The sequence below is a fragment of the Microcoleus sp. N9_A2 genome (genome assembly GCF_036701775.1).
Taxonomy (GTDB): Bacteria; Cyanobacteriota; Cyanobacteriia; order Cyanobacteriales; family Microcoleaceae; genus Microcoleus.
Genome location: NZ_JAUBRH010000013.1, coordinates 1 through 14,124, shown reverse-complemented (window position 1 = coordinate 14,124; position 14,124 = coordinate 1). Strand labels below are relative to the sequence as shown.

14 protein-coding genes and 1 tRNA gene are annotated in these 14,124 nt (G+C 46.3%); 8 read left to right on the top strand and 7 right to left on the bottom strand.

Annotated features, from left to right (window positions below):
* Nucleotides 1–29 precede the first annotated feature (29 nt).
* From QUA44_RS10535 to QUA44_RS10525, 3 genes are all read right to left on the bottom strand, one after another.
* Nucleotides 30–755 (bottom strand): hypothetical protein, encoded by a 726-nt coding sequence (locus QUA44_RS10535; protein WP_006631881.1) that lies wholly within the window; start codon nucleotides 753–755, stop codon nucleotides 30–32.
* A 214-nt stretch (nucleotides 756–969) separates the two neighbouring features.
* Nucleotides 970–2,061 carry an RNA-guided endonuclease TnpB family protein gene (locus QUA44_RS10530; RefSeq protein WP_333255762.1) on the bottom strand — a complete coding sequence of 364 codons (1,092 nt, stop codon included), beginning with the start codon at nucleotides 2,059–2,061 and terminating at the stop codon, nucleotides 970–972.
* A gap of 18 nt (nucleotides 2,062–2,079) precedes the next feature.
* Nucleotides 2,080–2,286 (bottom strand): hypothetical protein, encoded by a 207-nt coding sequence (locus QUA44_RS10525; RefSeq protein WP_333255764.1) that lies wholly within the window; start codon nucleotides 2,284–2,286, stop codon nucleotides 2,080–2,082.
* Between the two features lie 245 nt (nucleotides 2,287–2,531).
* Here QUA44_RS10525 and QUA44_RS10520 point away from each other — a divergent pair, with 245 nt between their 5' ends.
* The 6 genes from QUA44_RS10520 to QUA44_RS10495 all read left to right on the top strand — a co-directional run bounded on the left by QUA44_RS10520 (nucleotide 2,532) and on the right by QUA44_RS10495 (nucleotide 7,301).
* Nucleotides 2,532–3,083: a GNAT family N-acetyltransferase gene (locus QUA44_RS10520; RefSeq protein WP_172187348.1), complete on the top strand. Its 552-nt coding sequence runs from the start codon at nucleotides 2,532–2,534 to the stop codon at nucleotides 3,081–3,083.
* 518 nt (nucleotides 3,084–3,601) lie between these two features.
* Nucleotides 3,602–3,675, top strand: a tRNA-Pro gene (locus QUA44_RS10515).
* A 151-nt stretch (nucleotides 3,676–3,826) separates the two neighbouring features.
* The gene (locus QUA44_RS10510) at nucleotides 3,827–4,660 is read left to right on the top strand and encodes a Tic22 family protein (RefSeq protein ID WP_333255768.1); all 834 of its coding nucleotides are present in this window, start codon (nucleotides 3,827–3,829) and stop codon (nucleotides 4,658–4,660) included.
* 145 nt (nucleotides 4,661–4,805) lie between these two features.
* Nucleotides 4,806–5,693, top strand: coding sequence for a peptide chain release factor N(5)-glutamine methyltransferase (gene prmC, locus QUA44_RS10505; protein ID WP_333255770.1), 888 nt, complete (start codon nucleotides 4,806–4,808; stop codon nucleotides 5,691–5,693).
* Nucleotides 5,694–5,746: 53 nt separating this feature from the next.
* The gene (locus QUA44_RS10500) at nucleotides 5,747–6,340 is read left to right on the top strand and encodes an L-threonylcarbamoyladenylate synthase (protein ID WP_333255772.1); all 594 of its coding nucleotides are present in this window, start codon (nucleotides 5,747–5,749) and stop codon (nucleotides 6,338–6,340) included.
* Between the two features lie 25 nt (nucleotides 6,341–6,365).
* The gene (locus QUA44_RS10495; protein ID WP_333255774.1) at nucleotides 6,366–7,301 is read left to right on the top strand and encodes a sensor histidine kinase; all 936 of its coding nucleotides are present in this window, start codon (nucleotides 6,366–6,368) and stop codon (nucleotides 7,299–7,301) included.
* Between the two features lie 272 nt (nucleotides 7,302–7,573).
* Here QUA44_RS10495 and QUA44_RS10490 read toward each other — a convergent pair whose 3' ends face one another.
* Together QUA44_RS10490 and hemB are read right to left on the bottom strand one after the other, a co-directional pair.
* Nucleotides 7,574–8,062 carry a GNAT family N-acetyltransferase gene (locus tag QUA44_RS10490; RefSeq protein ID WP_333255776.1) on the bottom strand — a complete coding sequence of 163 codons (489 nt, stop codon included), beginning with the start codon at nucleotides 8,060–8,062 and terminating at the stop codon, nucleotides 7,574–7,576.
* A 609-nt stretch (nucleotides 8,063–8,671) separates the two neighbouring features.
* A complete protein-coding gene (hemB, locus tag QUA44_RS10485) occupies nucleotides 8,672–9,655 on the bottom strand; it encodes a porphobilinogen synthase (RefSeq protein WP_333049296.1) in 984 nt (327 codons plus the stop codon).
* A gap of 531 nt (nucleotides 9,656–10,186) precedes the next feature.
* Between hemB and QUA44_RS10480 the strand changes: the two genes are divergently transcribed.
* Nucleotides 10,187–11,170 carry a DUF1517 domain-containing protein gene (locus QUA44_RS10480; protein ID WP_333255778.1) on the top strand — a complete coding sequence of 328 codons (984 nt, stop codon included), beginning with the start codon at nucleotides 10,187–10,189 and terminating at the stop codon, nucleotides 11,168–11,170.
* 329 nt (nucleotides 11,171–11,499) lie between these two features.
* Entirely contained in the window at nucleotides 11,500–12,054 is a 555-nt protein-coding gene (locus QUA44_RS10475; RefSeq protein WP_333255780.1) for a cyclic nucleotide-binding domain-containing protein, read from the top strand.
* 155 nt (nucleotides 12,055–12,209) lie between these two features.
* Here the strand turns inward: QUA44_RS10475 and QUA44_RS10470 are convergent, their stop codons facing one another.
* Complete coding sequence (locus tag QUA44_RS10470; protein ID WP_333255781.1) at nucleotides 12,210–12,656, bottom strand: hypothetical protein; 447 nt, start codon at nucleotides 12,654–12,656, stop codon at nucleotides 12,210–12,212.
* A gap of 366 nt (nucleotides 12,657–13,022) precedes the next feature.
* Nucleotides 13,023–13,790, bottom strand: a complete 768-nt coding sequence (locus QUA44_RS10465; protein ID WP_333255783.1) for a hypothetical protein — start codon at nucleotides 13,788–13,790, stop codon at nucleotides 13,023–13,025.
* Nucleotides 13,791–14,124 lie beyond the last annotated feature (334 nt).

Below are 14,124 nucleotides of genomic sequence, written 5' to 3'. Positions count from 1 at the left end.
CCCAGTTTCACGCCTAGTCAGTGCTATCCCTAAAATCGCTCGCCCAGCAATCTTTGTCGCACCCCCTCAGCGATTTTCTGCCCCAGATACTCAGGAATTAAACTTTCATTGGGCCCCAACAAGTAGAGAATCAGGCGAGTTCGCCCCCGCCAAACCAGCAAATTAGCATTTACGACCAACAAATCCTCTTGCCAGATGGCATACATAACTTTGTAAAAAAGTCCAGGCTGATTATCTGCTTCAATCAGCAAAGCTGGCAAGTGGAAAACCGGATCGACGTAGAATTCAGTTGCCACATCCTCCAAACCCGCGTCCAAATTAAATTCCACCGCCAACATCTCTTCAACCTCAAAATGCCCCGCCAAGGCCTCTCGAACCGCCCTACAGACGTTTTCTGCTGTTTTATCTGCCAGTACCTTGCCACCGCGAGATACTACCAATTTGATAAATACCAGCATCGGCGGGTAAATTTGACCGTACAGACTCAGACTGTGAATCGTCAGTCCGTAGGCCGCGAGCACTCCAAAAATATCGCTCAGTAGAAAAGACTGGTTCCGGTAAGCAAAATGCAGGGCACTTTTGTTACCTTCGGCTCGGATTTCGATGACTGCTTGCCGAGTTTTGTAAAGCTGGTAAGCTAATTTGAGGTTTTGCAACTGGATTTCGCTGCTGACAAATTGCTCATAAAACTGCGGAAACGCTCGGTTAAAGCGCTTGAGAAGTTCTAGTGTAGATGGTTTTAAACCCGAAGCCATAATTGAGGGGAAGGTGCGGGAGCAGATGAGCACAACTTAAGTCGAATCGTCAAATCGAAAATCCCATCGCCATAAGGCTTGGGGGAGTAAATACCTAGTATATCTGCTCCATAAAACTTATCTAGACTTACCCAAAGTTATTCTTTGAGTAATTAGTGTTTACTTCCCACGCTGTTGGGTGGTCGGCCATCCCAAGATAAGTAGGCTATCCCCCTCAAGCCGAGGGTTGTTCCCAGTTTAAAATATTCAAACTGGCGTTTAAGTCGCGGTCAATTGAGCGGCCACAAACAGGACAATCATAAGTTCTGAGATTCAGTGGCATATCTTTTTTTTCACAGTTTGAGCAAGTTTTAGAACTAGGAAACCATTGGTCTATTAGCACTAAACTTGCTCCATACATCTGACACTTGTAAGTCAGTTGGCGGTTGAATTCGTAAAACCCTAAGTCGGATATAGCTGCCGCCAGCTTATGGTTAGCCATCGTCCCCTTTACATTCAAGTCTTCAATGTTAATCAGCTTAAAAGTCTTAGCCAAATAAGTCGTCAACTTATGCAGGAAATCTTTGCGACGGGCGGATATTCGTGAATTAATTCGACTAATTTTATTGTAGGTTTTCCGCTGATTGTTAGAACCATTTACTTGTTTTGAGGCCTGACGTTGCAATATTGCTAGCTTGGTTTTCGCTCGCTTCAACGGTTTCGGCGCATCAAATACTTGATTGTTTGACAACGTAGCAAAAACTTTCACCCCTACATCGATGCCTATTGAATCTTGGAGTTGCTGGATTGGCAAACGTTCTACATCAACACAGAAAGAGACAAACCAATGGCTTCCTTCTTTTGACAAGGTAAAGGTTTGAGAGACAAAACTACATTCCAGTGGTTCATGAAGTCGAAATTTCCCCAGTGTAGGAATTTTAATTGTGTTTCCAGGACTGAGTATAACTTTTCCGTTGGACGAATCTACAGTAAATGATTGCTTATTTCGACGACTTGCAAATGTGGGATGACCATATTTTCCTGAGCGATATCTGCTAAACGCATCTTTTAAATCAATTAATGCGTTTTGATAAACTCGGCTGGATAGTTGATTCATCCAAGCAAATTCAGGTTCTTTCTTGACGCGATTGGTCAAGACTTTTTTGACTTCGTTAATTACTTTTGAGTCCGAAAACTTACCTTCACTGTAAATCTGAGTCCGAAGACTCAATCCCATGTTAAAGACAACCCGCCGAAATCCTGCGTGTTTTGCCATCAAGGTTGCTTCTCTATTATTCAATTTGAGGGCTAATTTGATAGAAAACATACAAACCTCTTTGGGCGATTAACTATGAACAAGTTTAGCTAGTTTTTTCGGGATTAATTTGTATTCCTCAGTAAAAGCAGAAGCCAAATCTGTTTTGGAACGTATCACGCGAATGTCGCGGTTGCGCCATTCCAGTGGTATTTCCCACCAAGGGTATAAGTTCCGGCGCGATCGGCGGCACTCAAAAGAAGGATTTCCCAAAATGCCTCTGTCCTGGTTCGGCAACAAATTTTACCTTAAAAGCGGGTTGTCCGGGCACTGGCTAGCAGAACAGTTCTACCAAACTTGACAGAATCAAAAAAGCGCAGACTCAATGTTGGACGACAAATCGCTGTTTTCGGCGTAAGATGAGTGTACCGTAAACTGTTCCTCAAGAGGCTACCGGCAATTGATCCTACGCCATCGGAGTGGGTTTATCTGTCTGGTTCTCTTTCTCGTCGTCCAACTTTTACTACCTTAACCGCGCCTGCATGGGTTTTTGGAAAAACTTATTTAGTAGTTCTGAGTCTGCCTCTGTACCCCAAACAGCGGATTTTGAGGAAGATGTGGCTGTTGGGTTAGGCGATCCGCTTTCCCCAACGTTTCGCAAACCCGCCAGCGGCAACGCTCGCATCTTTTTCAGTTGCGATCGGGACATTGACCTCTACGAACTCGAAGAACTTTGTAATGCAGTGGGTTGGTCCCGCCGTCCCCTGCGTAAAGTCAAAAAAGCTATTCAGCACAGCTTCCTAGTCGTCTCTATGTGGGAGATGCGGGGCAGCCAGCGACGGCTGGTGGGTTTCGCCAGAGCGACTTCAGACCATGCTTTTAATGCCACGCTTTGGGATGTGGTAGTTCATCCCGACTACCAGGGCAAAGGCATGGGCAAGGCGCTGATGAAATACATCATTAAAAAACTCCGCAGTGAAGATATCAGCAACATTACCTTATTTGCTGACCCTCAAGTGGTGGATTTTTACCGCAATTTGGGCTTTATGTCCGATCCAGAGGGGATTAAAGGTATGTTTTGGTATCCAGATTAGCGAGCGAGGTGCAGGTCGGCGTTGATTTGTTGAGGATATACAATACAATATTGACGCTGACAACACTGAATGCACCTGTGCGCTGTGGTCAGTTAGGCTTTGATGTATCTCGGCATCAGCGCCGTTATGAAGCTGTGCAAGTATTGTCAGTCGATTTGAGATTTGACACTTCGGTGAGACATTCGGCGAGTGATTCAGACGATCGGCGCTCAGTCGAGGGGTCAAGTCCCCGTCAGTCGAGTTGCCCTGAGTCGAAGGAACTATTTGAGATTTGAGATTTATTCAACAGATGAATCTGGGAGCTTGAACTAGGGCGTTGCCCTGAGCTTGTCGAAGGGTCTAAAATTGTGAGCAGATCACGATAGGAGTCAGGGGCTGGTATCGGTTTTTGGGTGGGGTCAAACCCCACAACCTGAAAAAAACTTCGCCTTAGCTGCATCGAGAGCTAAATATTTAAAAAAGCTTGACAAGCAAGCAATTTTGTGTGTTAATGGTTAGAGGTTAGCTAACTATAACACCGGGATGTAGCGCAGCTTGGTAGCGCGCCTGCTTTGGGAGCAGGATGTCGCAGGTTCAAATCCTGTCATCCCGATCGCACAATGTTAAATAATAGATTGAAGCAGAACTGTCTCTGATGTTTACATTTCGTCAAATGAAAACAAATGGAGGCAGTTTTTGCCGATAGTGTGAAAGCGCGAGTCTTTGCGTTAATGTGTTTCAGGATCGCTCCTGATGGAAAAAACATGAAATCATTAGTTCGTTTGGGCGCAATATTGGGAATTGTCGGCAGCACTCTGCTGGGCCCCTCCCCAATTGGCAAGATGTCTGCACTGGCACTGCCGGAGCCACAAATTTTGGAAAAATTGCGATCGGTGCCGGTATTTACGGTTACAGACGCTCAGGGTGCGCCCCTGATCGCTTCTGTTCCCAAGCAGGGTCAGGGTCAAACTGGTAATGCTTCCGTGGCGGGAATTTTCATCAGCCAGAAAGATGCTCAAGCTTTTGTAGATCAACTGAAAACCAGAAATCCTCAGTTGGCGGCCTCGGTGCGCGTGATGCCAGTATCCCTGGGCGAAATTTATCAGCTCACTCAAGCAAATAAAGGCAAGCCGGAGGAAGTGCAATTTGCTTTCGTTCCGGCTCCGCAGCAGGTGCAGTCGGCTAAAACTGTACTTCAGCAGACTGGTCAACAAGTTAACGAGTTCAACGGTGTACCTCTGTTTTTGGCCAGAGGCGGTGCGGAAAATGGTTATTTGACGATTCAGCGGGGCCAGCAAGAGGTGATTCCTTTGTTTTTTAACAAGGAGGATTTACAGGGCATGGTCGATCGTTTTAAGCAGCAGCAGCCGAACGTGACCGCCACAATTAAGATTGAGGTGGTGAACTTGGAGAGCGTTTTGGAAGCTTTGCGTACTGAGAACGACCCGTTTTTGACCCAAATGATTTTGATTCCGTCGCGGGAGTCGCTGGAATTTGTGCGATCGCTCCAACCTGCGGGTGCTGGCCAAAATCCACAGGTGGCTCCGGCTCCAGCTCGATCGGCTCCAGCTCCGAGTCAACCTCAACCGGCTCGCTAATAGTTAGTCAGCAGTCATTAGTCATCAGTCATTAGTTAGTAGGTTGGGTTTCTTGACTCAACCTACTATTTATCAATTCTAATTATCAATTAGAATTACCAATTGCCAATTAGTAATTAGAAATTACCTGTTACTAAAAAGTCCTATGTTTATTTCTGGTTTAGAGCTTTGGCAGTGGGTGAATCAAGCTAAGGCGGAGGCGATCGCCTCTGACATTCCCCTAGCAGAAATCGACTGGCTGCTGAAAGAGCTGGCTGGTTTGGATAGGTTGGCTCTGCGTTTAGAGTCGTTTAAAGATTTGCCAAAAATTGAATTAAAGTTGTCTTTATCTGAACTTGCTCAATTGTGGCAGCGGCGCTTGCAGGAACGGGTGCCGGTGCAGTATTTAACGGGAGTTGCACATTGGCGGCATTTTTCGCTCAAAGTAACGCCGGCGGTGCTAATTCCGCGCCCTGAAACGGAATTGCTGATCGATTTGGCTGTGGAAGCTGTTAAAAGCTCTGGTGTCAATCCCAAATCGCATTGGGTGGATTTGGGAACGGGCAGCGGGGCGATCGCGATCGGCTTGGCTTCTGAGTTGACAAATGCTACAGTTTATGCGGTAGATTGCAGTTGGGAAGCTTTGGCAGTGGCTCAACAAAATGCTGAGAATTTGGGCTTTGAATCGCGAATTAATTTTTATCAAGGTTCGTGGTGGGAACCGCTAGAATTTCTCAAAGGTCGCGTTAGCGGCATGGTGTCTAACCCGCCTTACATCCCCAGCAGCACAGTTCTGACTCTACAACCGGAAGTTTTGAAGCACGAACCTCATCTGGCCTTAGACGGTGGTTTTGACGGGTTAGATTGCATCCGGCATTTGGTAGAAACGGCTCCCGATTATTTAGAATCCGGGGGAGTTTGGTTGGTGGAGATGATGGCGGGACAAGAAACGGCGGTAGCTGATATGCTGCAAAGTCACGGGAGTTACGGTGAAGTTCAGATATTTTCTGATTTAGCAGGAATCGATCGGTTTGCCTTAGCGTATCGACGTTAGGTTTCAAGAATATGTCGTACTTCAAAAATCTAAAATCTAAAATCTAAAATGGTATGACACAAGTTTCGATCGATGCCCTAGTTCAAGGGGCAATTTCTGGCAATCATATCGTCAGTTTTCCTACAGATACTGTACCCGCTTTGGCTGCGCGTCCCGATCGCTCGGAGTTGATTTTTGCAGCTAAACGTCGCAGTCAAGACAAACCGCTGATTTTGATGGCAGCATCCGCCCAGGCTTTATGGCCCTACGTGCAGGGAAGTCCAGCAGAGTTAAACTTGTGGCAGCAAGTAGCCGAATCCTATTGGCCGGGGGCGCTAACTTTGGTGCTGCCGGCTTCGCCAAAAGTCCCGGCGGCTCTCAATCCCATTGATCGCACTACAATCGGAGTACGAGTGCCTAATTTTCCCCTTGCCCTAAAGATTCTAGAGCAGACAGGCCCTTTGGCTACTACCAGTGCTAATCTATCCGGCCAAGCGCCTCTGGAGTCGGTGGCAGAAATTGAGGCTCAGTTTCCTGAAGTCTTGACATTAGTTCCTTCGGAATTAGCAACAGCGACAACAGCTTCGAGTTTGCCTTCGACTGTGGCTAAATGGACGGGCAGCGAGTGGGAAATATTGCGACAAGGCGCGATCGAGTTAGAATGCTAAAAGCTAAACTCCAAGGCAAAGCAATATGGCGCCGATCGGCTGGAGCAACTTTATATATTTAGGTATGGGACTGGGGCTGGGTTTGGGAAGCAGTTTGATTTGGCGCCTGCGGCAAAAAAGCTCGCAACAGCCCGAACCGGCGCCCAAAGTAGCCCCATCTCCTCAAGAAATTCACTTAGAGAAGTTTGATGCCCTTTCTGAGCAACTTAAGCAAACTCAATTGGCTTATCAGATGGCATCGGAGATGAGCCAATTTAAGGCGGGTTTTTTGGCTCGAACTTCTCACGAGTTGCGATCGCCCCTGAGCACTATGATTGGTACCCTGCAATTAATTCTCTCGGATTTGTGCGACGATCCTGCTGAGGAACGAGAGTTTGTCGAGCAAGCTCACGTCGCGGCACTCAAGCTGGTGAAGTTGATAGATGAAATTATCTCTGTTGCTAAAACTGAACACGGCACTGACAGGATGGATATTGAGCCGATTCAGTTAGCTAAGGTTTTTGACGAGGTTGATGATTTAACTTACTTGCAAGCTGCTAATCGCGGCATTCGTTTGGAGATATTGCCGCCAGATCCGGGGATTTATGTATTGGTCGATTTTCCGAGGTTTAGGCAAGTTTTAGTCAATTTGGTAGATACTGCTGTGGCTCAGATGGAGGAGGGGAGTATTTCTGTGTCTGCCCATGCTTCGCCGGAATCTGGATACGTTCACATTTGGGTGGACGATCAGCGTTCAGTGAGTGCTTGGAGCGAGTCTTGGGATTTGCTGAAGCACGATTTGGAGTGTGATGCTACTAAGAGCAGCGATAATTCTCAGGTGTCTTCTGGAATGAGGTTATTGATGAATCAGACTCTTTTAAGTTTGATGAGCGGAAAGTTGGAGGTTCTGGCTGTGCCTTCTGAGTCTGAAGAGTGCAATTTTAACCGGACTCAGTGTTCTATTCCTTTGGCAACTTTGTGATGAAGGAAGTTCGGCCACGGACTTTTTAACGGATTAATATCAATGCCGGTTGCACGAGTAACCGAGGACACGGCAATGCCGTTTCCCTACCCCAAAATAATCATAGAACGGGCGAGGACTCTCTTGCCATCATGCTCGCAAGAGATGTAACTATCGATCGATTAATTGTAGGGAAACGGCACTGCCGTGTCCTGGTTGTGGGTAATTGATAGGTAGTAAGGTGCGCCGAAGAGCACCCTACATATTGATTTTGGTGCAAGTTTTGTGCTTGTTTAACAATTAGCAGTTAGCAATTCGCCCTTGCTAATTTCTAATTCGACATTCTCTTCTAAGAGCTGATTTTCAAGTACCATTGTCGTGCTAGCGTTTTGCTGAAAACCGATGCGCTCGTAGAAGCTTTGTTTGTAAGTTGTCATCAGGTAAACTCGCTCTACTCGGCACATTCGAGGGTGACTCAAGACGGTTTGGACTAATTTGCGGCCGAGTCCTGCACCTTGGTAATCTGGGTGAATGGCGACATCCCAGATGGTGGCTCGATAGATGCCGTCTGAGGTGGCTCTGGCAAAGCCGATCGCCCGTGAGCCGTCCCAAACTGTAACAACTGGTTCGCTGTTGGCGATCGCAATTTCCCAATCTTCTATCTTGCGTTCCCTCGCCCAAAAGGCGGCGGCTTTAAATAGTTCTTGGATCTGTACGATGTCTGCGCGATCGCGACCTATACAAAATTGAATCTGACTGGAATCCCTAGTCGTTGATGTCATGCTCAATCTGCCTTCAAGTGGTATCTAAACTGTGTTACTTTTACTGTTTTACAGGGGTGAAAATTGATTTTGCTTGGGAACGAGCAATGGTTGAATTCCCGATTTACAAAACTATTTTTATTCATACATATTTTCTAACTAATTTCGGTGATTATTAATACTTTTTGGGGTAAATTTTGTAAAAAAGTCTTTGAGTCAAAATTCCCAACTGATAACTCATACCATTTGAGATTTTAGATTTGAGATTTTAGATGGGAATGACTGATTTTTTAGGGGTGTGGAGTTTGTCTACAGAGAAACCGGGTTTTTTCTTACGTCTACTTCGTTAGATCAATTGCGGTTGTATCGGAATGATTTAACCGCAGAGGGCGCAGAGAACACAGAGTCAGAGAAGATCGAGATGAATAATTCCGATGCCAACGGATTTGATATTGCAGCCCACCGAAACGGTAAAAACCCGGTTTAGAGGGTCGTCCATCGGTAAGCGAGGCTTGTATGGTGCGTAATCGCTCAAAAATCATCTATCGAGAGAGGTATTGACTCCACGAAAACACCCGAAGATTGTGCTGTGGAGTCAAATCTCTAATCTCTAATCTCTAATCAAGTGAATCAGTTTTGCAGCCAGCGCGCGGCGTCTTTGGCGTGATAAGTCAAAATCAAATCACAACCAGCACGCTTGAATCCTGTCAAAGTTTCCATCACTACTCTTTCTTCATCTATCCAACCGTTGAGGGCGGCGGCTTTCACCATCGCATATTCCCCAGAAACGTTGTAAGCAGCAACTGGCAGGTTAGTTGCTTCCTTAACCCGCCAGATGATGTCCATATAAGCTAAAGCGGGTTTAACCATGAGCATATCTGCGCCTTCGGCAATGTCGAGAGCTATTTCTTTGAGAGCTTCGCGGCCGTTGCCGGGGTCCATTTGATAGGTGCGTCGATCGCCAAATTGCGGAGCAGAATCTGCCGCATCCCGGAACGGGCCATAATAAGCTGAGGCGTATTTTGCCGCGTAAGACATGATGGGAATATCTTCAAATCCAGCGGAGTCCAATCCTTCGCGAATTGCTCCGACAAAACCGTCCATCATTCCCGAAGGGGCGATAATATCTGCACCGGCTTTAGCTTGAGCAACGGCGGTTTTCTTCAGCAATTCTAGTGTGGGATCGTTCAAGACGCGGCCGCTTAAATCTCCGACTTCCAAATAGCCGCAGTGACCGTGACTGGTATATTCGCACAGACAAGTATCGACCATGACGATTAAATCTGGTACGGCTTTTTTAACTGCTTCCGTCGCTTGTTGGACGATGCCGCAGTCGTGCCAAGCACCTGTAGCATCTGTGTCTTTATCTGCGGGAATGCCGAATAAAATAATCGCGGGAATGCCGAGGTCGTAGACTTCTTTTGCTTCTTCTACTATTTTGTCTACCGATAGCTGGTAAACTCCGGGCATGGATGTGACTTCTTTAGCAAAAGCTTCCCCCGGTACGGCAAATAGGGGGTAAATTAAATCGCTGGTTGTCAAGATATTTTCGCGTACCATCCGGCGGAGTTGGGGATGGTTGCGGAGGCGGCGGGGGCGGTGAGTTGGAAACATAATGTTTTTTTTACGGTAGATAAAGCCCTGTTTTTGAGGACTCGCGGCGTTTCTTTAAAAGTCTAAAGCTTATTGTTGGCCGATCGCCCTGTACTTAAGTAAAGTTCTGTAAAAGCCAGGATGTCGATTGTTTGTAAGTAACTACACAAAATTAATTACATAAAGACTTCTTGCTAGGTAAGGCTTTCACGCGAAATATTGTGTAATTAATTTTGCACGACTACTTAGTAACTGAGATGTTGCACCATTCTCAATAACCATTTTATGGGTGGGCTAGAAGCTCCCAACCCGTACTCCCCAAAAGAAATTCAGTCTTTGTGGAACAGGCCGGAAAGCCGGCTCTTGAAAATGGTGCAAGAATTAAGTAGTAAGGAATGCAAGTCCTTTCTAGCTTTTCTCGTTTGCAGACTCAGGCCTAACTGTGGTTGGATCGGTTGGTACGGATATCTCGCTGGCTTCATACCTATAACCAGGCTGCCCAGAAGCGAGGATAGACTGTAAATTATAAATGTATCGAATAGTAACGGTCTTATGTACAAGCAACTAATTTCAAAGATCAAACCGCTTTTGAAATCACTATTTGCGATCGGTCTGGTACTGACGCTAGCCCTCGGTAACGCTGATGGAGCTCTGGCCGCCCGCAGTGGAGGACGTATCGGCGGCGGATCTTTTAGAGCTCCGGCGCGCAGTTACTCGTCTCCTAGTCGCACTTACGCGCCGTCGGGAGGAGGCTACTACCCAGGTGGTGGCTTTGGAGGTGGCTTCGGTTTCCCGTTCTTGCTGCCGTTTTTTGGCTTTGGGGGCGGGTTTGGCGGCCTGTTCTCGATTTTGATTTTTATCTCGATTGCTAATTTCCTCGTCCAAAGCTTCCGCCGCGCCGGGGGAGGAACTGACGAACTCGGCAACAGCGCCCCCACTACCACTGTATCTGTGGCCCGCTTGCAAGTTGGTTTGCTAGCAGAGGCCCGCGGTTTGCAAGCCGAGCTCGACTCCCTAGCGCTAAAAGCGGATACCGACACAGCCGCGGGTCGCGCTCAAGTGCTGCAAGAATCTACTCTGGCGCTGCTGCGGCATCCTGAATACTGGGTTTACGCGGGCGCTGAATCTGTGCAAACTCGCTTGGAAGCAGCCGAAGCTAAGTTTAATCAACTTTCTTTGGCAGAACGCAGTAAATTTACTGAAGAAACGCTCTCGAATTATAACAATCAGCTCCGCCAAGCAGGGAGCAACAATATCCTGCCAGGTTTGCAGGAAAATGGGGCGCTGGTTGCTTCTGATTTGAATTCAGATCCTGGGGAATTTATTGTGGTGACGGTGATTGTGGGTACTCAAGGCAAATTGCAATTGCCAGCCGTGAAAAACTCTGAAGATTTGCGCCAAGCTTTGCGTCAGATTGGGGGAGTATCGAGCGAGCAGTTGCTGGCGGTTGAGGTGCTGTGGACTCCTCAAGCGAACGGGGACACTCTGACTGCTGACGATATGTTGGCCGGCTATCCTGATTTACGATCGATTTAGTGAGCAAGACTGGGCGCGGAGCATTGTCTGCCGCGCCTCATGCCACAGCAAAGCTGGGCGGGTGAACCCAATTGTTTTTGAGACGGGCATTTCGCGGGATGTTGGGGAGGTCGATCGAGTTAAAAAAGATTCTTTAACAAATGCTAGTATTGAGAGATTATGATTCAGCGTGATTCGTCTGCTATGGGTCAAGCCTGCCCCATAGGGGTTTTGCGAAGAAGTTGGGCAGGATAAAAAAACTGTATTGAGCGAGGACTGCTTCGGAAGAAGTTGCGATCGCGCGCCATCTAAATTTTATATAAAGAAGAAGCGATCGAGAGCGAAAACTTATGGCCGACAGCAGCAGAAAAAAAGCACTTTTTATTTTGAGCCAGTTAAATAATGACGATATCAACTGGATCGTCCAAAAAGGCAAAAAGGAAGTTCTAGATCCGGGCGGGATTTTGATCCATGAAGGGAGACAGATAGATGCGCTCTACATTATTTTGGATGGGAGTTTGAGCGTTTTGATCGAGGCTGAGGGGACTAAAGAACTTGCTAAAATAGCCAGCGGAGAACTGGTGGGAGAAGTCTCTTTTATTGACGCTCGCCCTCCTTTGGCAACCGTGAAGGCGATAGAAGAAACTCACTTGCTGGCAATTCCTAGGCGGCAGTTAGTAATCAAACTTCAAAACGATATGGGCTTTGCTTCCCGGTTTTATTATGGAATTTCACTGTGTCTGGCAGACAGGATGCGCGGTACGATTAGACATATAGAATACGGGCGCAATATAGAATTAGATAAACCCGAATTTGAACGGGAGGATATCAATCCTAACGTCCTGGAAAATTTGGCGCTAGCTCAGGCTAAGTTTAATTGGCTGAGGGAAAATGTTAAAGCTTGAGGAATTTTAAGGCGTTTTTGAGCTAGGTGTGAAAACAAAATAGGGGCGGGTTGTACCGGAAATATCGATCGATAACTGCCGGAACTATAAAAACCCGCCCCTTTGCTTTGCAGTTGCAATTTCGCGCGCTGAAACGCAACTACCAACCACACAATCTAGATAATTCCCGGCCCTTTGCTACGGGTGTCTGAATCCATTGTCAGTTTTCCTTCCTCGCCTTTTTTATCTTTGATTTCTGCGAGAATTCGAGCGCGTTCTGCGGCTTCGGCTTCTTCTTTTGCTCTCAAATCGCCCGGTTCGTTGATGTACATTTCCGGTTCGACCGCGTAATTGTTAACCAGACCTTCTTGGTCTACTGTATAACCATCTGTGGTATGAATGCTTTCGTCATCAGTTTGGTCGTCTGTTTTGGCGCCTTTCTGCTTTGCTTCGGTGGTTGCGTGCATGAAGTTAGAGCCTTCGCGCTCTTGCCGCGCTGCTGTCTCAGCAGGAGTAATGCCCCTGTCGTAGTGGGGGGCTTCCATCTTAGCTTCTATTTGTTCGTCGGTTGGTGTTGATTTGCTAATTTCACTCTCGGGCGGTGTTGGTTGGCGATTAGTCATGATTGTTTCCTGAGTTATTTTTTCAAAAAGGTCTTTCGCTTATCCTTTAATATTAAGCTTAAGCTAACTCATTAACAAACTATCTTTGGTTATAGTTTGCGAAAAATTGCTGTTAGGGAAAATACCTTGATTGAGTCTTCCTGAAGACTGATACAAGTATGTTTTTAGGTAAGATTTTACTATCTGCGAATATTTGGCATCTATCTAAAGATAGGGAATTGGCAATTGCAGGTTGAGGATTGGGAATTGGACTAATGACTAATGATAGCAGTTTAGAGGCGGAGTTTTACGGTAGGCCAGTTCTCAAGCCAGATAGTCATCAGTCATTCCCAATTATTCAATTCTTTAATCTAAAATCGTCTGACTTTATGCTTCTTTATAGAAGCGGATGATTTCGCGGACGTGGTTGAGAAATTGTCCGTCGTCGGTAAGCTGGGCGATCGCACTTTCTGCATCTCTTGCCAGTTTAGTGTGTTCTGCCTGATTTTTCGCTTGCAAAGATTGTAGAGATGCGGATAAATTAGTTAATTCTATTTTGGTGGCCTGTTGCTCCCGCTCTTGGACAGCCACCCACGAATTCGGATTATTTAAACTGAATTGATTGGATAAATCTTTAACTGTAGATTCTAAGCTTGCAAAGCGGCTGCGGAGTTCGACAATATCTTCGCGGGGGTACAAAAATTGGCTGCGGATAGTTCTCAGCCGCTGGGCTAAATATTGATAACCTCGGATAGCTGGACGCATTACAGTTAACAGCAGTGCAGCACCGGAACTGAGATAGCCCACAGCACTAATTCCAGTGGCGGCTAGGGCGTAAAGTACGATCGCGCTTCCGAGATGCAGGCCGATCGCCACAAAGAGCGATCGGCGAACTAATACATTAACGTATTTGACTTGTTCATGATCGACAGCAATATTTTTTTTAGTAGATTCAGCCGCTTGCGCTAAAACTTCTTTAGCTTCAAAATGGACATTCCAAGGAACAGTAACTATCAGCAACAGCCATTCAAAAATAGCAATGGCAATTACCCAATCAATAAAACTGCCGGCGGGGACGTGCAGCCATTGCAGAATGGCAAAAACCAACAATAAAAATAAGCCAGTACCCGCACCAAAACCTGCAAAACTGTACATAAAGAGAGCCTTTGTGAAATGTTATTTTGATTGTGAGTAGGTTGTTTTAGTCTGGAGCCAGAAACTGTGACAGTTAAGTAATCGTCCTATTAATCCAGGTTAATTAGTTATGAGTAACAGTGCGAGGGAAGGGTTGCAACCAACCAGGCTTTTTCAGCGAAATACTTGCTATATCTCAATCGTGGAATGTTATTTTGATTGTGGGTAGGTTTTTGAGGTGTGGAAGAATAAGCTGTGACAGTTGAGAAAGCGTCCTAGGGAGCATCCCGGTTTTGTAAATATCCGAATAAGTGTAAAATAGTTAAAATCAATAAAAGCGTCAAAAAAAGTCGAG